At 63.8% G+C, this 19,108-nt stretch carries 21 protein-coding genes; 7 read left to right on the top strand and 14 right to left on the bottom strand.

Annotated elements, in window-relative coordinates:
• Positions 1-20 precede the first annotated feature (20 nt).
• The 3 genes from speB (K3752_RS09520) to K3752_RS09530 form a co-directional block, all read right to left on the bottom strand.
• A complete protein-coding gene (speB, locus tag K3752_RS09520) occupies positions 21-968 on the bottom strand; it encodes an agmatinase (RefSeq protein ID WP_260063106.1) in 948 nt (315 codons plus the stop codon).
• A gap of 69 nt (positions 969-1,037) precedes the next feature.
• Positions 1,038-2,015: an agmatinase gene (gene speB, locus K3752_RS09525; protein ID WP_260063107.1), complete on the bottom strand. Its 978-nt coding sequence runs from the start codon at positions 2,013-2,015 to the stop codon at positions 1,038-1,040.
• 34 nt (positions 2,016-2,049) lie between these two features.
• Positions 2,050-3,213 (bottom strand): M20 aminoacylase family protein, encoded by a 1,164-nt coding sequence (locus K3752_RS09530; RefSeq protein WP_260063108.1) that lies wholly within the window; start codon positions 3,211-3,213, stop codon positions 2,050-2,052.
• Between the two features lie 66 nt (positions 3,214-3,279).
• On the opposite strand from K3752_RS09530, the gene mazG reads away from it, so the two are divergent.
• From mazG to K3752_RS09545, 3 genes are all read left to right on the top strand, one after another.
• Entirely contained in the window at positions 3,280-4,137 is an 858-nt protein-coding gene (gene mazG / locus K3752_RS09535) for a nucleoside triphosphate pyrophosphohydrolase (RefSeq protein ID WP_260063109.1), read from the top strand.
• 61 nt (positions 4,138-4,198) lie between these two features.
• Positions 4,199-5,140, top strand: a complete 942-nt coding sequence (locus K3752_RS09540; RefSeq protein ID WP_260063110.1) for a nucleoside hydrolase — start codon at positions 4,199-4,201, stop codon at positions 5,138-5,140.
• Positions 5,137-5,586, top strand: coding sequence for an N-acetyltransferase (locus tag K3752_RS09545; protein ID WP_260063111.1), 450 nt, complete (start codon positions 5,137-5,139; stop codon positions 5,584-5,586). The genes K3752_RS09540 and K3752_RS09545 overlap by 4 nt, the downstream gene beginning before the upstream one ends.
• On the opposite strand, the gene K3752_RS09550 is transcribed toward K3752_RS09545, so the two are convergent.
• The 7 genes from K3752_RS09550 to K3752_RS09580 form a co-directional block, all read right to left on the bottom strand.
• Entirely contained in the window at positions 5,583-5,753 is a 171-nt protein-coding gene (locus tag K3752_RS09550; protein ID WP_170338259.1) for a hypothetical protein, read from the bottom strand. The two genes, K3752_RS09545 and K3752_RS09550, sit on opposite strands and share 4 nt — an antisense overlap.
• Positions 5,754-5,887: 134 nt before the next feature.
• Entirely contained in the window at positions 5,888-6,430 is a 543-nt protein-coding gene (locus K3752_RS09555) for a GNAT family N-acetyltransferase (RefSeq protein WP_170523409.1), read from the bottom strand.
• 46 nt (positions 6,431-6,476) lie between these two features.
• Positions 6,477-7,754: a phosphopyruvate hydratase gene (gene eno / locus K3752_RS09560; RefSeq protein WP_170366178.1), complete on the bottom strand. Its 1,278-nt coding sequence runs from the start codon at positions 7,752-7,754 to the stop codon at positions 6,477-6,479.
• 135 nt (positions 7,755-7,889) lie between these two features.
• Positions 7,890-8,774: a DMT family transporter gene (locus tag K3752_RS09565; RefSeq protein WP_170338254.1), complete on the bottom strand. Its 885-nt coding sequence runs from the start codon at positions 8,772-8,774 to the stop codon at positions 7,890-7,892.
• Positions 8,775-8,922: 148 nt separating this feature from the next.
• Positions 8,923-9,336: a Fur family transcriptional regulator gene (locus tag K3752_RS09570; protein ID WP_093962302.1), complete on the bottom strand. Its 414-nt coding sequence runs from the start codon at positions 9,334-9,336 to the stop codon at positions 8,923-8,925.
• A gap of 81 nt (positions 9,337-9,417) precedes the next feature.
• Complete coding sequence (locus tag K3752_RS09575; protein ID WP_170338252.1) at positions 9,418-10,122, bottom strand: endonuclease/exonuclease/phosphatase family protein; 705 nt, start codon at positions 10,120-10,122, stop codon at positions 9,418-9,420.
• Between the two features lie 86 nt (positions 10,123-10,208).
• Positions 10,209-11,627 (bottom strand): YdiU family protein, encoded by a 1,419-nt coding sequence (locus K3752_RS09580; protein WP_260063112.1) that lies wholly within the window; start codon positions 11,625-11,627, stop codon positions 10,209-10,211.
• A gap of 66 nt (positions 11,628-11,693) precedes the next feature.
• Here K3752_RS09580 and K3752_RS09585 point away from each other — a divergent pair, with 66 nt between their 5' ends.
• Both K3752_RS09585 and K3752_RS09590 read left to right on the top strand, forming a co-directional pair.
• A complete protein-coding gene (locus tag K3752_RS09585) occupies positions 11,694-12,113 on the top strand; it encodes a cupin domain-containing protein (RefSeq protein ID WP_260063113.1) in 420 nt (139 codons plus the stop codon).
• Between the two features lie 90 nt (positions 12,114-12,203).
• Entirely contained in the window at positions 12,204-13,745 is a 1,542-nt protein-coding gene (locus K3752_RS09590; protein ID WP_260063114.1) for a phospholipase D family protein, read from the top strand.
• 12 nt (positions 13,746-13,757) lie between these two features.
• On the opposite strand, the gene K3752_RS09595 is transcribed toward K3752_RS09590, so the two are convergent.
• The 3 genes from K3752_RS09595 to K3752_RS09605 all read right to left on the bottom strand — a co-directional run bounded on the left by K3752_RS09595 (position 13,758) and on the right by K3752_RS09605 (position 15,950).
• The gene (locus K3752_RS09595) at positions 13,758-14,210 is read right to left on the bottom strand and encodes a TspO/MBR family protein (RefSeq protein ID WP_170363300.1); all 453 of its coding nucleotides are present in this window, start codon (positions 14,208-14,210) and stop codon (positions 13,758-13,760) included.
• A 29-nt stretch (positions 14,211-14,239) separates the two neighbouring features.
• Complete coding sequence (locus tag K3752_RS09600) at positions 14,240-14,752, bottom strand: aggregation factor core (RefSeq protein ID WP_260063115.1); 513 nt, start codon at positions 14,750-14,752, stop codon at positions 14,240-14,242.
• Positions 14,753-14,828: 76 nt separating this feature from the next.
• Entirely contained in the window at positions 14,829-15,950 is a 1,122-nt protein-coding gene (locus tag K3752_RS09605) for an anhydro-N-acetylmuramic acid kinase (protein WP_260063116.1), read from the bottom strand.
• Between the two features lie 63 nt (positions 15,951-16,013).
• Between K3752_RS09605 and tyrS the strand changes: the two genes are divergently transcribed.
• On the top strand, positions 16,014-17,264 hold the full coding sequence (gene tyrS / locus K3752_RS09610) for a tyrosine--tRNA ligase (protein ID WP_170366196.1): 1,251 nt from the start codon (positions 16,014-16,016) through the stop codon (positions 17,262-17,264).
• Between the two features lie 46 nt (positions 17,265-17,310).
• On the opposite strand, the gene K3752_RS09615 is transcribed toward tyrS, so the two are convergent.
• The gene (locus K3752_RS09615; RefSeq protein WP_170338742.1) at positions 17,311-18,012 is read right to left on the bottom strand and encodes a GntR family transcriptional regulator; all 702 of its coding nucleotides are present in this window, start codon (positions 18,010-18,012) and stop codon (positions 17,311-17,313) included.
• A 112-nt stretch (positions 18,013-18,124) separates the two neighbouring features.
• Here K3752_RS09615 and K3752_RS09620 point away from each other — a divergent pair, with 112 nt between their 5' ends.
• The gene (locus K3752_RS09620; protein WP_170338740.1) at positions 18,125-19,075 is read left to right on the top strand and encodes a GlxA family transcriptional regulator; all 951 of its coding nucleotides are present in this window, start codon (positions 18,125-18,127) and stop codon (positions 19,073-19,075) included.
• Positions 19,076-19,108: the final 33 nt, after the last annotated feature.

Consider the following 19,108-nt stretch of genomic DNA (forward strand, 5'->3'; position numbering starts at 1 on the left):
GCAAGACCTGCCGGCCCCGCTTACCGTGACGTCACACCGGGCAGGATGCACAGCAGCTCGAACAGCAGGTTGGCCGCCGTCAGCGCAGTGTTGCCCGACGGATCATAGGGCGGTGAGACCTCGACCAGGTCGCAGCCGACCACGTTCATGCCCCCGAGCGCGTGGATCAGCTGCAGCGCCTGCGGCGTGGTCAGCCCGCCGATCTCGGGCGTGCCGGTGCCGGGGGCATAGGCCGGGTCCAGGCTGTCGATGTCGTAGGTGACATAAACCGGATGCTTGCCGATTTCCTTGCGGATCAACGCCCCGATCTGGGTCAGGTTCTGTTGCCACAACTCCCACGCAGGAAACTGCCGGAACCCCCAGCCCTTTGCCTCGGTGAAATCGCTGGCCGCATAGCCCGACCCGCGGATACCGACCTGAAAGGTCTTGTCGGGTACGATCAGCCCCTCTTCATACGCGCGGCGGAAGACGGTTCCGTGGGTTTCGCGCTCACCGAACATCTCATCATTGACGTCGGCATGGGCGTCCACATGGACCAGGGCAACGGGCCCGTGTTTCGCGGCAACCGCCCGCAGGATCGGCAGTGTGATCGAATGATCGCCCCCCATCGCCACCGGGATCACGCCCTGCGCAAGGATCGCGTCATAGCTTTCCTTGATGATCCGAAGGCTGTCGGCCAGCGAGAAGGTGTTGATCGCCAGATCTCCGATATCGGCGATCTGGAGGCTGTCGAAAGGCGCAGCGAAGGTGGCCATGTTGTAGGGCCGGATCATCGCGCTTTCGGCGCGGATCTGCTTGGGGCCGAACCGGGTGCCCGACCGCCACGAGGTTCCGATATCCATCGGCACGCCCAGCACCGCCACGTCCAGCCCCGCCAGCGTATCGGCCGCGGGCAACCGCATGAAGGTGTTCGGCCCCGAAAACCGCGCCAGATCATTGCCGCTAATGGGTTGGTTGAATTGGCTCATGGCGTGCGCGCCCCCTGTCCCGTTGGTTCACCTGATACCGGCCATAGCAAAACCATGGCTAACCAATGGTTAAAGCCGCCCGTCTTTCGCCAGTTTGGTCCATCCCAGCAGGCAGATGATCTGGGTCGCCACATGCGCCCCCGCGATCGCCGTGGCGCCGGATGTATCGAACGGCGGAGACACCTCGACCACGTCGCCGCCCTTGATGTTGATCCCGGCAATGTCGCGCAGGATGATCTGCGCTTGGATCGAGCTGAGCCCGCCCCAGACTGGCGTGCCGGTGCCAGGGGCAAAGGCCGGGTCCAGCCCGTCGATGTCAAAGCTCAGATAGACCGGGCTGTCGCCCAAAATGCCCTTGATCTTCTGCGCCACGGCGGCGGGGCCGGATTCATAGACCTCTCGCGCGTCGATGATGTTGACGCCCAGCGTGTCCTCGTTGGTGGTGCGGATCCCGACCTGGACCGAGCGTTTCGGGTCCACGATTCCCGACTTCACCGCCTTGTAGAACATGGTGCCGTGGTCCACCCGGCTCATGTCGTCATCGGCCCAGGTGTCGGTATGGGCGTCGAACTGCAACAGCGACATCGGCCCGTATTTCTCGGCATAGGCCTTGAGGATCGGAAAGCTGATATAGTGGTCGCCCCCCAGCGTGACCGAGGCCACATCCGCCGCCAGAACGGTGCGGATATGGTCGGTCAGCGTGTCGGGAAAGGCGGGGATGTTGGCATAGTCATAGGCCATGTCGCCATAGTCGATGATCGCCAGCTCGCTGAGCGCATCGAAGGGCCAACCATAGGGCGCATCGGGCGATTGGAGGGCGCTGGCCTCGCGGATCGCGCGCGGGCCCAGACGGGTGCCGGGGCGATTGGTCACCGCCTGATCAAACGGCACGCCGGTCACGGCGATATCCACGCCTTTCAGGTTCTTGGTGTAGAGCCGCCGTAGAAAGGATGTGGCCCCGCCAAAGGTGTTTTCATAACTCAACCCCTTCAGGTCGGGGTTGGTAAAGGCCTCATCGACCTGATTTTTCGCGTCTTCCAATGCCATTGTGACCCGTTTCCTCCCTGTATTGACCGGACCGTCAGGTCAACGGCTGCGCCTTTTCGACGATGCGCGCAAAGAACGAGGCACCCACCGGTGCGATCTCGTCGTTGAAATTGTACTTGGGGTGATGCAGCCCCGGCCCGTCGCCCTGCCCCAGGAACAGATAGGCGCCCGGGCGTTCCTGCAGCATGTACGAGAAATCCTCGGCCCCCATCTCGCGGCCCGAATTTGCGATCACCCGATCGGCGCCTGCCACTTCGCGCGCCACCTCGGCGGCGAAACCGGTCTTGTCCGCATCGTTGACCGTGGCCGGATAGCCGACGACATAATCCAATGTCGCCGTAACGCCGTAGGACGCCGCCTGCCCCTGCACGATTTCCTCAAGGCGGGTCATCACCATCTGCTGCACCGCCGGGTCAAAGGTGCGGACGGTGCCGTTCAGATAGGCGGTGTCGGGGATCACGTTGTTCACGGTCCCGGTGTGGATTTGGGTGACCGAGATCACCAGGTCGTCCAGCGCATAATGGTTGCGGCTGACGATGGTCTGGATCGCTTGTGCGATTCCGCAGGCGGCCATGACCGGGTCGCGCGTCTCGTGCGGCATGGCGCCATGGCCACCGACGCCCTGAATGTGGATGTCGAACGTGTCGACCGCCGCCATGATCGGCCCGGGCGTAGTATAGAAAGCACCCTCGGCAAAGCCCGGCGCATTGTGCAGCGCATAGACCTGAGCGATGTCGAACCGGTCCATCACACCCTCTTTGACCATGATATCGGCGCCGCCGCCCTCTTCCTCGGCGGGCTGGAACAGCAACGCCACGCGGCCCCGGAAATTCCGCGTCTCGGCCAGGTACCGCGCTGCGCCCAGCAGCATGGTGGTGTGCCCGTCATGCCCGCAGGCATGCATCTTGCCAGGATTCTTCGAGGCATATTCCACACCCGTTTCTTCAACGATCGGCAGCGCATCCATATCGGCGCGCAGCCCGATCGTGGGGCCATCGCCCTGCCCGTTGATGATCGCAACGATCCCGGTCTGGGCGATCCCTTCGTGCAGCTCGTCCACGCCGAATTCGCGCAGCCGTTCGGCCAGGAAGGCGGCGGTCTGATGGCAGTCGAACTCCAGTTCCGGGATCGTGTGCAGGTGCTGGCGCCATTCGGCCATGTCGGCGGCGTAATCGGCAATTCGGTTGACGACGGGCATCGGGGGTGGACTCCTGATCCAAGCTGCGGGATGGATGCATCTGACACCGGAACAAGGGGCTTCGCAATGGCTGAAAATCCACTGATCCACGATACTGACGCCGGAATCGAGCGGCTGCTGGAAATCATGCGCCGCCTGCGTGACCCGGACACCGGCTGCCCGTGGGACATCGAACAGGATTTCGCCACCATCGCCCCCTACACGATCGAAGAGGCCTATGAGGTCGCCGACGCCATCGAACGGCAGGCCTGGGACGAGCTCAAGGGCGAGCTGGGCGACCTGCTGTTCCAGTCGGTCTTTCACGCGCAGATGGCCGAAGAGGCGGGGCATTTCACCTTTCAGGACGTGGTACGCACCATGTCCGACAAGATGGTGGTCCGCCATCCGCATGTCTTTGGCGACGAATCCCGCGACAAGTCCGCCGAACAGCAGACCAGTGACTGGGAGGCGATTAAGGCCGCCGAGCGCGCCGGCAAAGAGCAGAAAGGTGCGCTGGACGGCGTGGCCGCCAACCTGCCCGCCTTGCTGCGCGCCTACAAGCTGCAGAAACGCGCCGCGCGGGTGGGTTTCGACTGGCCCGATGTCAGCCATGTGCTGGCCAAAATCACAGAAGAGGCCGCCGAACTGGCAGAGGCGCGCGACCAGATGGACGCCGACGCGCTTGAGGATGAATTTGGCGACCTGCTGTTCGTGATCGTCAACCTCGGCCGCCATTTGGGCATCGAGCCCGAGGCCGCGCTGCGCCGCACCAACGCCAAGTTCACACGCCGGTTCGAACAGGTCGAATCCCGGTTGGCCACACGTGGCAAGTCACCGTCAGACAGCACGCTGGAAGAGATGGACGCCCTGTGGGACGCGGTAAAAACCGAAGAACACCGGGCAAATGGCAAACTCCCGCCGGTGGCCACCGGAACAGGGGCCTGAAACCGCTGGACAAGCGGCGCGCGGATTGACAGTCTCCGCCCTTCAAGACCCCGGAGGCCCCATGACCGCGCGCAAGATCATCATCGACACCGACCCCGGACAGGACGACGCCGTCGCCATCCTGCTGGCGCTGGCCAGCCCCGACGAAATCGAGGTGTTGGGCATCACCGCCGTCGCCGGCAACGTGCCGCTGGAGCTGACCGCAAAGAATGCGCGCATCGTCTGCGAACTGGCCGGGCGCACAGACATTCCGGTCTTTGCCGGGTGCGACCGCCCGTTGAAACGTCCTCTGATCACCGCCGAGCACGTGCATGGCAAGACCGGGCTGGACGGCCCCGTCCTGCCTGGTCCGCAGATGTCGTTGGCCGAGGGGCATGGCGTCGATTTCATCATCGACACCCTGCGCGCGCAGGATCCCGGCACCGTCACCCTCTGCCCGCTGGGGCCGCTGACAAACATCGCCACGGCCTTCCAGAAGGCCCCCGACATCATCGGGCGCGTACAGGAAATCGTGCTGATGGGTGGCGCTTACTTCGAAGTCGGAAACATCACACCCACCGCCGAATTCAACATCCATGTCGACCCCGAGGCCGCTGATATCGTGTTCAAATCCGGCGTTCCGATCGTGGTGATGCCGCTGGATGTGACGCACAAGGCCCTGGTCACCAAACAGCGCAACGACGCTTTCCGGGCTCTTGGCACCAAGGTCGGCATCGCCGTGGCCGAAATGACTGACTTCTTTGAACGTTTCGACAAGGAAAAATACGGCAGCGAAGGCGCGCCCCTGCACGATCCCTGCGTGACTGCCTATCTGATCCGCCCCGAATTGTTCTCGGGCCGCCATGTGAACGTCGAGATCGAAACCCAGTCGGACCTCACGCTTGGCATGACCGTTGCCGACTGGTGGGGCGTCACCGACCGCAAGCCCAACGCGCTGTTCATCGGAGACGTGGATGCCGACGGGTTCTTTGCACTGCTGACCGAACGGCTGGCGCGGCTATGAGTGCCGCCCTGCGCCTTGCCCGCCCCGAGGACCTTGATCGGCTGATGGGCCTGGTCGCCGCCTTTCACGCTGAGGCCGGGATCGAACAGGACCCCGACCAAAGGCGCGATGCGCTGATGCCGATTCTGGAAGGAATCCCGCATGGCTGCATCTATCTGATCGGCCCTTCGCGCGCGCCGTTGGGCTACATCATCCTGACCTTCGGTTGGTCGGTCGAGTTCGGGGGGATGGACGGGTTCGTCGATGAAATCTACATCCGGCCCGCCATTCGCGGCCGCGGCATTGCCACCGAAGTTCTATTGGACTTGCCCAAAGCGCTGGCCGGTGCCGGCCTGACAGCCCTGCATCTGGAAGTGGACCGAACCAACGAGGCCGCGCAGAAACTCTACCTTCGGACCGGTTTCAAACCGCGCGACCGTTACATGTTGATGAGCAAAAAGCTCTAGCGTGACTCACCGCGGAAGATCAGCCCGGGATTGTAGTACATCTCTTGCACCGGATCGTTCTGCGACACCGGCTCGCCGGTGATCGGGTAGGTGTCAGGCCCTGCGCAGGCCGCCAGAACCCCGACGGAAAGCACGGAAATAACGAGAAGGATTCTTGAAGCGGACATCACGTTCTCCTTTTCTGCTGTACCGTCAAGCTACGCCCGACAACCTCGCACTTGTAGGAACAAGTTCACACATAATCACATTTATGCTTGCATTTTTTCTCCCTGCCTGAATCAAACCCTGGGGTAATGGAAAATTACCCTGCAATTCCATCAGGTTCGGAAGAGTCACCCGTCAGTGACATTTCGAAGAACAACAGCTGGCCCTGCGCGATCTCGGGTATATCCGAATAGGCATCGCGCAGCTTAAACCCCAGCGACAGATACAGCCGAGTCGCCGCTTCCAGCGGTTTTCCGGTGTCCATCCGGATCATCTCGAACCCGTCTTTGCGGCACTGGGCAATCAGCGCCTGCATGATTGCACACCCCGCACCCGTGCCCCGAGCGTCATCGGTCACGAACACGCGCTTGATCTCGGCGATACCCGGACCGATCGTCTGGAACATCCCGCAGCCCACCGCCTGACCATCCAGCATCGCCAGCCGGGTCCCGCCCTTGGGCGGCATATGCTCGATTTCGATGGCGGACAGAACAGCTGCATATTTCTCGGGTGGATAGAACGTGTTCACGACCTGTCGCGACCGTTCATCCAGCGTCAGCAGGTAGGCGTGATAATCCCAACACAAACGCCGGACAGCATCGAACTGGTCCGGCGTTTTAGGTTCAACGATACTTAGCATGACGGACCCCCGGCCAATGTCGGGGGTCAGCCTAGCAGCTTGTGCCTTACTTGCGAAGGATCGAACGCCCCGCGTATTCGGCGACCTCGCCCAGCGTTTCCTCGATGCGGATCAGCTGGTTGTACTTGGCCAGCCGGTCCGACCGCGCCAGCGAGCCGGTTTTGATCTGACCGCAGTTGGTGGCCACGGCCAGATCGGCGATGGTGGCGTCTTCGGTCTCGCCCGAGCGGTGCGACATCACGTTGGTATAGCGGGCGCGGTGCGCCATATCCACGGCGCGCAGGGTCTCGGTCAGCGAACCGATCTGGTTCACCTTGACCAGCATCGAGTTGGCGCAGCCCTTCTCGATCCCTTCGGCCAGACGCGCGGGGTTGGTCACGAACAGGTCGTCACCTACCAGCTGCACCTTGCCGTCCAGCTCGTCGGTCAGCGCCTTCCAGCCGTCCCAGTCATCCTCGGACATGCCATCCTCGATCGAGATGATCGGATAGTCGTTCACCAGGGCTGCCAGATAGGCCACGTTCTCGTCGCTGCTGAGGGTCTTGCCCTCGCCCGACAGGACGTATTTGCCGTCCTTGTAATACTCGGTGGCGGCGCAATCGAGCGCCAGGTAGATCTCGTCGCCCGGCTTGTAGCCCGCCTTCTCGATCGACTTGAGGATGAAATCCAGTGCCTCGCGGGTCGAGGCGATGTTGGGGGCAAACCCGCCCTCGTCGCCGACACCGGTGGCCAGCCCGGCGGCCGACAGTTCCTTTTTCAGAGTGTGGAACACTTCCGAACCCATGCGCACCGCCTCGCGGATGTTGCTGGCGGCCACGGGCATGATCATGAATTCCTGGATGTCGATCGGGTTGTCGGCATGTTCGCCGCCATTGATGATGTTCATCATCGGCACCGGCAGAACCCGCGCCGAGGTGCCACCCACGTAGCGATAGAGCGGCTGGGTGGTGAAATCCGCCGCCGCCTTGGCCACGGCCAGCGACACGCCCAGAATGGCGTTGGCGCCCAGGCGGCCCTTGTTCGGGGTGCCGTCCAGCTCGATCATGGCGGCGTCGATCGCCACCTGCTCGGTCGCGTCAAAGCCCACCAGCTCTTCGGCGATCTCGCCATTCACGGCGGCCACGGCTTCAAGCACGCCCTTGCCCATGTAACGGGACTTGTCGCCATCGCGCTTTTCAACCGCCTCATAGGCGCCGGTCGATGCGCCCGAAGGCACGGCCGCCCGGCCCATGGTGCCGTCTTCCAGAACCACGTCCACCTCGACGGTGGGGTTGCCCCGGCTGTCCAGGATTTCGCGTGCGTGGATGTCGATGATGGTGCTCATGATACCGGTCCCTGAAAATGCGTTCGGTTGCATGCCTCATACCAGCACGCGGGGAAAAGTAAACCGGGTCCGTTATCGCTAACACGCATATTTTCTGGCCTTTAGCGCCAACAGCGGCGTGTTTGCGCCAACAGGTCAGCAGACCGCCGGGGCCATGGACCGCGCGATGCGCCGTTCGCGGATGAACGTGTACATGCCCGACCCGATGATCAGCGACGCGCCGATCATGGTCATCAGGTCCGGCCGTTCGCCGAACATCCACATCCCTGCCAAGATCGAAAACAGCAGCCGCGTATAGCGGAACGGCGTCAGGGCCGAGGCCTCGCCCACGCGCATTGCGGTCACGATCCCCAGATAGCCTAGAACACCAAAACCAACGGCACCGAAATAGGGTCCGATCTGCCCCATCTGCAGCGGCGCCAGAGGCTGCGCCGAGGTCAGCATCAGCACGCCGCCGGCAATGGCGACCGCCGCATAGGCCTGCAACGCCACCACGGCCGAGGCCACGCGCGCGTCCAGCCGGCGGGTGATCAGGTCCCGCGCGGCAATGGCGATGACGCTGGCCACCACGAACAGAGCCTCGGGCCGAAACCCGTCCAGACCGGGGCGGATGATCATCAGAACGCCGATGAACCCAACGCCGATTGCGCTCCAACGGCGCCAGCCGACCTGCTCGCGCAGGAAGAGAGCGGCCCCCATCGTGACCACCAGCGGCATCGCCTGGAACACGGCCGCAACGGTCGACAGGTCGACCAAGGACAAGGCGGTGACAAAACTCAGCGCCCCGACCGCCTCGGTGCACGCGCGGATCACGAACAGCGGTTGCCAGGCTGCCGAGTCAAAGATCGGTTTGCGTGTCACGATGGCCATGGCGGCAAAGACAAGCGCGCAGAACAGCCCCAGCACGATCATGACCTGACCGGTCGGCACGGTGACCGACAGATGCTTGATGAACATGTCCTCAAGCGTGAAGGCGGCCATAGCGCCGATGACCAGCAGGATGCCGTTCGCGTTGTTCATGTCATTGCCTATTGATTTCGTACGGCCTAATTGCCGCGTCGCAACGCAGAAGACCCGGATCGCGCCGCCGTGGCAAGCGCGAAGAGTGCTTGGAATCATGAATAGATTTTAGATGACCAATCGCTTTTGGTGATGTGTCCCGGCCGGATCAATCCTTGTCCAGCGGAACTCCGTACAACTCCAACCGATGACCTTTCAGGCGATAGCCCAGCTTCGAGGCGATCTTTTCCTGCAGGGCTTCGATCTCGGGGTCCACGAATTCAATCACCTCGCCCGAGTTCATGTCGATCAGGTGATCGTGGTGGTCGCGCTCGGCGTCCTCATAGCGCGCACGCCCGTCTCCGAATTCCAGCCGTTCGAGAATCCCGGCCTCTTCGAACAGTTTGACGGTGCGATAGACGGTTGCGATCGAAATGCCCGCATCCAGCGCCGAGGCGCGGGCGTACAATTCCTCGACATCGGGATGATCATCACTGTCCTGCAGTACCTGCGCGATGGTTCGACGCTGGCCGGTCATGCGCAGGCCTTTGGCTTCGCAACGCGCGATGATCGTGTCCGCCATGTCATCCCCCAGAATCCGTTCGGGTTTCTGTCTTAGTACGTCCGCGCAGATTTCGCCACTGTGATTTGCGCCCGCTGCGCCTTAGCCCGCCAGCCGCAGATCGGCCCAGACCGGCAGGTGGTCCGAGGCGATATGCGCGGGCCGTTCCCCGTGCACGCCGTGGGCCAGCGCCTCGAGCCCACCGCCCAGCGCGATCCGGTCCAGCGCGCCCAGAGGCTGCGCGGCGGGAAAGCTGGGCACAGGCGGCAGGAACCGCATGTCGGGAGCCAGACGGTCAAGAATCGGTTGGCGTGACCATTCGTTGAAATCCCCTGCCCAGACGGTGGGCATCCGGTCCAGCGCGCGGCCGTCCTGCCGCAGGTGGATGATCTGCTGACGGCGCCACGCCGAGAACAGCCCCAGATGCATCCCCATAACCCGCAAAGGCCCGATATGGGTGTCGAATTCGACCCGGACCGCTCCGCGCGGCTCCAGCCCCGGCAGATCGTGATGCGCGGCGCGGCGCACCCGGATGTGGTCGCCCCGCCAGATCACCGCGTTGCCATGCCAGCCCAGACTGCCCGCACCGCCCAGATCGACGATCTTCCACCCGGCCTCGTCCAGCATGAAATGCGGCAGCGCCGCCGGGCGCGGCGGCAGGCGTTTGTCGGCCTCTTGAAGCACCACGATATCGGCGCCCAGCCGGTCCAGCACCTGCAGGATGCGCTGCGGCTGGCGTCGCAGGTCCAGTCCGACGCATTTCTGGATGTTGTAGCTGGCAAGGCGCAGCTTGGGCAAAGTGGTCATCGGTTTTCTACGGTTGTACCCCGTCAGGATTCGCAGGATCGCGCCTGGACGCAAGCCGATAGTTCAGCACAGATGCCGAAACCCGCTCAGGTCCCGCAAAAGGTGGCATGCACTACCTCGTCCTGCGTGGGCGGGCGTATCAGGTCGGCGGCGTCGGGCTGGTCGCCACAGGGCCGAGCCAGCACTGCATTCAGCCGGTGGAACGGGGCATAGTCGCCCTGAACGGCGGCCTGGATCATCTGTTCGACGCGGTGGTTGCGCGGGATGAAGGCGGGGTTGGCCGCGTGCATCACCGCGGCCGGGTCCGCCTCGCGCGTCAGTCGCGCGCGCCACCCCACGGCCCAGCCGTCGAAAGCCGCCGGATCGGTGAACTGGTCCCGCGCCGCATCGCTGCCCAGCGCGCGGAAGGTATTGGTGAAATCGGCCTGTTTCTGCGCCATCCGCGTCAGCAGGTCCGAGATCAGTGCAAGGTCGCCGTCCTCCTCGGTGGTCAGGCCGATCTTGGCCCGGAACCGGCGCAGCCAGTGCTTCTGCATCAAATCGGGCATGGCATGTACGATCTCGGTCGCCTCTTCCACGGCGGCCTGCTTGTCCTCGATCTGCTGGATCAGCGCCGTCGCCAGCTGCGCCAGGTTCCACACCGCGATCTCGGGCTGGTTGGAATAGGCATAGCGCCCCATCCGGTCGATCGAACTGTAGACGGTGTTCGGATGATAGCTGTCCATGAAGGCGCAGGGGCCATAGTCGATGGTTTCGCCCGAAATGGCGCAGTTGTCGGTGTTCATCACCCCGTGGATGAAGCCCACCGCCATCCACTGCGCGATCAGCGCGGCCTGCGCGTCCCGCACGGCGCGCAGCAGGCCCATCGGCCCGACGGCGCCCGGGTAGTGGCGCGCGATGGCATAGTCGGTCAGCCGCTGCAGGTCGGCGATCTGGCCGCGTGCGGCGAACACCTGAAACGTACCCACCCGCAGATGGCTTTGCGCCACGCGGGTCAGTACCGCGCCGGGCATCGGGCCTTCGCGCAGCACGACCTCGCCGGTTTCCACCGCCGCCAGCGCCCGCGTGGTGGGAATACCCAGCGCGTGCATCGCCTCGGACACGACATATTCGCGCAGAACCGGCCCCAGCCAGGCCCGCCCGTCGCCCTGCCGCGAAAACGGCGTGCGCCCCGAGCCCTTGAGCTGAATGTCGCGGCGAATCCCGTCCGTGCCCACCACCTCGCCCAGAAGCACCGCGCGCCCGTCCCCCAGCTGCGGGTTGTAATTGCCGAACTGGTGACCGGAATACAGCTGCGCCAGCGGCTCGGCCCCGTCCGGCAGGGTGTTGCCCGCAAAAACCTGGGCCATGTCCTGCGCGTCACCGGGCGAGATACCCAGCACCTGCGCCAGATCGTCATTGAAAGCCACCAGCCGCGGCGCGCGTACGGGCTCGGGCGACTGGCGCGCATAAAACGCACCGGGCAGCCGGGCATAGGAATTGTCGAACGGGATCGTCAGGGTCATGGCGCAAACATATGATCTGTGCACAGTATTGCCAGCACCAAATCCCATCGCCGTGAAAGGCCCGCCATGACCGCCGACCAGATCATCGACCACCTGCAACTGCAGCCCCACCCCGAAGGCGGCTGGTATGCCGAGACCTGGCGCGCAGACAACACAGGCCGCCCCACCGCGACTTGCATCTATTTCCTGCTGAAACGGGACGAGGCCAGCCACTGGCACCGGGTCGATGCAACCGAGATCTGGCTGTTTCACGCCGGCGCGCCGCTGATCCTGTCGATCAGCGAAACCGATACTGGACCGGCAAGCGATCACATGCTGTCCCCTGACCTGAGCGCGGGCGCGCCGCAGGTCATCGTACCCGCCGGGCATTGGCAGGCTGCCCGCAGCACCGGGGACTACACGCTGGTCAGCTGCGTCGTCTCGCCCGGGTTCCAGTTCGACGGGTTCGAATTGGCGCCGGCGGAGTTCGACATTCCCCGGGGTTAAACCTCAAGCCCCTGCCGAACCATGCTTGAACTTGCCCTGCCCGATGCGGCAAGGTTCGCGTGTGTATGATTGGGCAAAGACGAGGGCGCGATGCGGCTGATCAAGACTTTGGTGACCGTGGCTGTGATCCTCGGCCTGGGCGTGCTTGGGATGCGGTTGGCTTTTCCGCTGCCCGAGACCAATTTCTCGGAGCGGACATACCGCCAACCCGCGGATTGGACTGGTCCGCTGGGCCAAGCCATCGAGCCGGCGATGCAGCGCAACCCCGGACTGGACGGCGTCCGCCCCCTTGGTCAGGGGCATACCGCATTTGCTGCCCGCGCCATTCTCGCGCGTGAGGCGGTCTCGTCCATAGATGCCCAATACTACATCTGGCAGGATGACGTGACCGGCCTGATGTTGCTGGACGAATTGCGTGCGGCGGCGGAACGCGGCGTGCGCGTGCGCCTTCTGGTCGATGACAACGGCATCTCGGGGCTGGACCCGCTTCTGGCTGAACTGGATGCCATGCCAACGGCCCATGTCCGCATCTTCAACCCGTTCACGCTGCGCAATCCCAAGCTGCTGTCCTATGTGTTCGATTTCGGCCGGTTGAACCGCCGCATGCATAACAAGTCCATGACGGTGGACGGTGTGGCCACGATTGTCGGGGGCCGAAACATCGGCGACATTTATTTCGACTACGGGGCCGGGACGCATTATCTGGATGTCGATACCATCGCGATCGGTCCGATCGTGGACGAGGTGGCCGAGTCGTTCGATGCCTACTGGAACAGCGGATCAGCCTATGATGCCGCGTTGTTCCTGCCCGCTGCGACCGACCCAAGCCTGAAAGTACTGGCCGAGGCCGCGCGTCAGACCGCGGCCGGGGCCGGATACCAAAAGGCAATCCGCGACAATGAACTGGCCGACCGCATCGCCGCCCGCGATCTGCCGTTCGAATGGAGCGCGGTCGAACTTTTTGTCGATGACCCGGCCAAGGGGCTTGGAGAGGTCGAGGACGAGAACCTCATGGTCGAGCGTCTCATCACCTTTGCCGAAAGCTCGGAGACTTCGCTCGATCTGGTCTCGGCCTATTTCATTCCCGGTCCCCGCGGGGCCGAGCTGCTCGAGCGGTTGTCGTCATCCGGGGTCAAAGTCCGGGTCCTGACCAACTCACTGGATGCGACCGATGTGATGCCGGTTCATGCGGCCTACATGGCCTATCGCGACGACCTGCTGGCAAGCGGGGTTCAGTTGCTGGAGCTGCGCGCGTTGCGCGACGAGCACAAGGAACGCAGCCTGCCCGAAATTCTTGCAGGCTCCGCCTCCGGCCTGCATGCAAAGGTTTTTGGCTCGGATGGCAAACGGATCTTTATCGGCTCATACAATCTGGACCCGCGTTCGGCCCGGTTGAACACCGAGATGGGCCTGCTGATCGAGAGCCCCACGATCGCGACAGATCTGGCCCGGCAACTGGACAAGCCGGAATTTGCCTATCGCGTCGAGATGGATGATGACGGTGGGTTGGTCTGGGTTCAGCAGACCAAGGACGGGACGACCACGACCTTTGAGACCGACCCGAACACCTCTCGGTTCCAGCGCGGCCTTGCCGCCGTCGTCAGATGGCTGCCGGTCGAGTGGATGCTCTGACCACCGCCGGCGTCAGTTCAGGATCGCGATCGACAGGTTCAGAACGGTCGCAAATGCCACCCATGCCAGATAGGGCACGAACGCCCATGCCGAAACGCGATCCACCGGGCGGACACGTGTGATGAACAGAACAATCACCACCAGAAGCGCCAGTATCACTACCAATGCCAGCCACGGCTGGTGCAGCACGAAGAATGCGGGCGACCACAGGAAGTTCAGGCCCAGCTGCGCCCACCACAGGCGCATTGCGGGCGATCCCCGGTCGCGTTCGAACTGCCGCCATCCCGCCATCGCAATCAACACGTACAGAACCGTCCAGACCGGGCCGAATACCCAGCCCGGGGGGTTGAAGACCGGTTTGTTCAGGTTTGCATACCACTCACCCGGCCCCGTCAGAGTGCCGATCAGTATGCCGCCACCCAGTACCAGAACCAGAAATGCGATACGTGTCAGGGTCTTGGTCATGCCGGTTCCATCCGCAGGTGCACTGCCGCTCAGCAGGTCCCGACCGGTATAGCCGCGCGGGCCGCCGACGAAAAGACACCACGCGGCGGGTTCTGCGCGCCTTCCAGAGAGACCGTCGCGCCCTGAATCTCAGCCCCCGAAACGGTGATCTCGCGTCCGCCGCCTGTGTCATCCACGTCGATCGTAAAGGCGATTTCTGCTCCGGGAGGCATGGACCGGATGTCCAGATCGACCATTGACTGCCCGTCCTGAACCTGAGGCAACCCGTTCAGAAACTCGGACCCCGAAACCATTTCAAAGGGCTGAAACACTTCAACCCCTGCCCCCGAGCCGGTGACATCAAAGATCAGCCCGCCCTGCGACGAAGACAAATCCAGACGCACCGTTGCAGCAGACAGGCTGCAATCGCTGGCGTTGCGAAGAACGAAGCGGTCCTTTGGCGCTCCCTCGACGAACTCAACCTGCACGTCGGCCATGGCAGGCACTGCGAGCATGAACGCGGCGGCACAACCGGCCGCATTTTTGACAAGGGAACCGATCATCTTCATCTCCGGCGTTGTTGTGGCTACTGCTACAATTACGCCCGAGCGCATTGGCAGGATCATTTTTCGCTGCGTTTCAGCGCGGTGCGCCCTGCGACACCCGGCTGACCGTCCCCCCGCCAACCAACGCCTTTACCCCGGTGGTGCCGGGGCAAGAGGTCGGCATCCCCCGCGCCACGCGCACCGCCAGATAGGCAAAGGCCTGCGCCTCGAGCATGTCGCCATCCAGACCTACGGCCTCGACCGGATCGACCGGGCAGTCCATCGCCACGCGCAGCATCTCCATCAAAACCGGGTTCTTGCGCCCGCCGCCGGTGACCAGCACCCGCGCGGGCGATCTGGGGCAATGCTCCATCCCCTGCACCACCCCGGCGGCGCTCATGCCAGTCAGGGTGGCGACGGCGTCGGCGTCACTCAATTCCTTCACCAGGCCGATCATTTCGGCGAAATCGTTGCGGTCCAGCGATTTGGGCGGCAGACGGTTGAAATACGGCTCGGCCAGAAACAGCTCCAGCGCTCCGGTCTCGACCGTTCCCTGCCGGGCCAGCGCGCCGTCGCGGTCCATCGGCAGGCCCAGACGCGCCTGCACCAGGTCGTCGATCGGCGCATTGGCCGGGCCGGTGTCAAAGGCCAACAGCGCACCTGGCGCCTCGGGTCCGTCAAAGGACGGGTCCACATAGGTCAGGTTGCCGACACCGCCCAAGTTCAGAAAGCACAAGGGCGCAGTGGCCCCGACATATTTTGCGCAGGCAAAATGGAAGAACGGCGCCAGCGGCGCGCCCTCGCCGCCCATGGCCACGTCGTCGCTGCGGAAATCCCAGACCACGGGCACACCCAGCGCGACTGCCAGCCCCTCGCCATCGCCCACCTGCAAAGTGCCCTTGCCGCGCGGCTCATGCGCAAGGGTCTGGCCGTGAAACCCGATCAGCTCCACGTCCTCGAATTCCGACAGCAGCTCGGCATGGGCGCGGGTCACCAGATCTTCGGCGGCGTGCACCTCGGGTCCGCTCCATTTGCCAAGCGCGGCGCGCAGCAGCTTGCGCTCGCCCTCAGTATAGGGCCGGTACGCACTGTCGCCAAACCGCAGGATCTGCCGCCCGTCGGTTTCCACCACCGCCGCGTCGACCCCATCGAGCGAGGTGCCCGACATGGCCCCCAGTGCCCGCACTGCCCCAACTTTGCCTCGGGCCTTATTCATGGCCTTTTCCTTCCCTCGTTCGCCGCCTATAACGTGCCCCGCAATTCAACCCCGAGGCAAGACATGACGTATCACCCCAAATCGGATTTCATCGCCACGATGATCGAGCGCGGCTTTCTGGCCGACTGCACCGATTATCAGGGCCTTGACGATGCTCTGACAAGCGGGGTGCAGACAGCCTATATCGGGTATGACGCCACCGCCCAGTCCCTGCATGTCGGGCACCTGATGAACATCATGGTTCTGCGCTGGTTCCAGAAGCTGGGGCACAAGCCGATCACCCTGATGGGGGGCGGCACCACCAAGGTGGGCGATCCCTCTTTCCGCTCGGACGAACGCCCCTTGCTGGGCCCCGAGCAGATCGACGCCAACATCGCCGGCATGCAGAAGGTGTTCGACAAGTACCTGTCCTATGACGACAGCGACACCGGCGCGCTGATGCTGAACAATGCCGAATGGCTGGACGACCTGAACTATCTCGATTTCCTGCGGGACATCGGGCGGCATTTCTCGGTCAACCGGATGCTGTCCTTTGAATCGGTGAAATCGCGGCTGGACCGGGAACAATCCCTGTCGTTCCTCGAGTTCAACTACATGATCCTGCAGGCCTATGACTTTCTGGAGCTGAACCGTCGTTACAGCTGCATCCTGCAGATGGGTGGATCGGACCAGTGGGGCAACATCGTCAACGGCATCGACCTGACCCGACGCGTGCTGGATCATGAGATCTATGGCCTGACCACGCCCCTGCTGACCACCAGCGACGGGCGCAAGATGGGCAAAAGCCAGGGCGGCGCCATCTGGCTGAACGGCGACATGCTGTCGCCCTACGAGTTCTGGCAGTTCTGGCGCAACACCACCGATGCCGACGTGGGCCGCTTCCTGAAGATCTTCACCGAGCTTCCCGTGGACGAATGCGACCGCATGGGCGCGCTGCAGGGGTCCGAGATCAACGAGGCCAAGATCCGTCTGGCCAACGAAGTCACGACCCTGCTGCACGGGGCCGAGGCCGCGGCCAAGGCGGAGGCCACCGCGCGCGAGGTGTTCGAAAAGGGCGGCGTGGGCGGCGACCTGCCCACCCTGACCCTGACAGCCGAGGATCTGGGCGACGGCATCTCGGTCGTGCAGCTGATCGTGAAGTCGGGCCTGGCGAAATCGGGCAAGGAGGCCAAGCGCTTGATTTCCGAAAACGGCGCCCGTCTGGACGACGCACCGCTGACCGATGCCGGGCTGATGATCGACGCAGCGGCCCTTTCCTCGCCCATCAAGCTGAGCGCGGGCAAGAAGCGGCACGCGCTGGTGCAGCTGGGCTGAACCGCCTGCCCCCGAACACGACGGCCGCCTTCGGGCGGCCGTTTTTCTATCCGCGTTCGACCGAGCCCAGCGGCAGGTCCAGACCGGCCGGCGTCACGAACAGCTCGATCTGATCGCGCGACAGCGCCCAGTGATCGGCCGCCAGCTGCCCCGCCGCCGCCTCGTCGCGCGCCTCGATCGCGGCAATGATGGCGTCATGCTGGTCGCAGGCCAGAGCCAGGCTTTCGCCCATCCCGGCCTGACCCGGGCGGTAGAAGGTCATGCCAATACGCGCATGGTCGATCAGCAGCCGCTGAAACGACGGCAGCAGGTACACATTCGCCGCCATCTCGCCAGTGATCTCGTGGAACTGGTTGTTGGCCAGCGCGCGATCTTCGGCCGAGCTCGCCCGCAACGTTTCCCGAAACGCCGCCTGCGCCGCCTTCAACCGATCGATCTGGTCACCTGTCGCGTTCTGCGCCGCCAGCCGAAGCACCGCGCCATAGATCATCGGCGCCACCAGGAAGAAATCGCGCAGCGTGGCATAGGACATCTGCGACACCCGCGCGCCCCGGTTTTCACGCAGTTCAAGATAGCCCAGCCCGGCCAGATGCCGGAACACTTCGCGCAGTGGCGTGCGCGACAGGCCGAACGCCTCGGACAGCTGCGCCTCGTCCAGATCATCGCCAGGGCGCAGTTTCAGCGTCATCACCGCCGCCTTCAGATGCGCGGCCAGCGCCGCCTTGCGGCTTTTCGTGTCGTCTTTCATCCCCAACCTTCGCTTTGGTCGAATCGCGACACCCAGGATGTCGCCTCTGCTCTTGCCCGATAAAATGCAACTTGTACACAATCAGTCTGACCGCCCGTGATAGACTGAGCGCATGACCCGCCCGCAACATTTCTGTTTCATCCTCGTTCCCGAGTTCTCGCACCTGGCCTTCTCCTGCGCGGTCGAGCCGCTGCGGATCGCCAACTGGGTCAGCGGCGAGGAACTGTACCGCTGGTCCTTCGCCTCGGAGGACGGCGCGCAGGCGGTGTGTTCGAACGGGTCCGTGACACTGGTGCATGGCGGGTTGGCGGACCTGCCGAAATGCGACCAGATCTTTGTTTTGTCGGGCATTCACATGCGCGATCACGTCAGCCGACCCCTGCTGGCCGCGCTGCGCCGCGAACGGGCGCGCGGCACGGCCATCGGGGCGCTGTGTTCGGGCGCATGGCTGCTGGCCGAGGCCGGGTTCCTGAACGGGATGCAGGCGGCGATCCACTGGGAATATCACGACGCCTTCATGGAGGCTTTCCCGGACGTGAACCTCGTGCGCAGCGTCTTCGTGGCCGATGAAAAGCACATGACCGCCTCGGGCGGCACGGCGACGGCCGACCTGATGCTGCACCTGATCGAGCGCGACCACGGGCAGGACCTGTCGATCGCGGTGGCCGACCAGATGGTCTACAACGCCGTGCGCAACGCGACCGCCGATCAGCGTGTGTCGCTGCAATCGCGCAACGGCATGCGCAACGCGCATCTGGCCAAGGCGATCCAGATCATGGCCGACCGCATCAACGACCCGATCTCGCCGGCGGTGATCGCCGAACAGATCGGCATCTCGACCCGCCAGCTGGAACGGCTGTTCGGCAAATACCTCAACGCCTCGCCCAAGAAATACTTCATGGAGCTTCGGCTGGACCGCGCGCGAAACCTGCTGTTGCAGACCGAATCTTCGGTCACCGACGTGGCCTTTGCCTGCGGCTTTGAAAGCCCGGGCCATTTCTCACGCGTGTACCGCGCCGCCTTCGGCGTCACCCCGATGCAGCAGCGCAGCCGGCTGGACTGAGTCACTGCCGACTGGACAGGACGTGCCATCTCG

The organism is Ruegeria sp. B32 (assembly GCF_025141855.1).
GTDB classification, from domain to species: Bacteria; Pseudomonadota; Alphaproteobacteria; order Rhodobacterales; family Rhodobacteraceae; genus Ruegeria; species Ruegeria arenilitoris.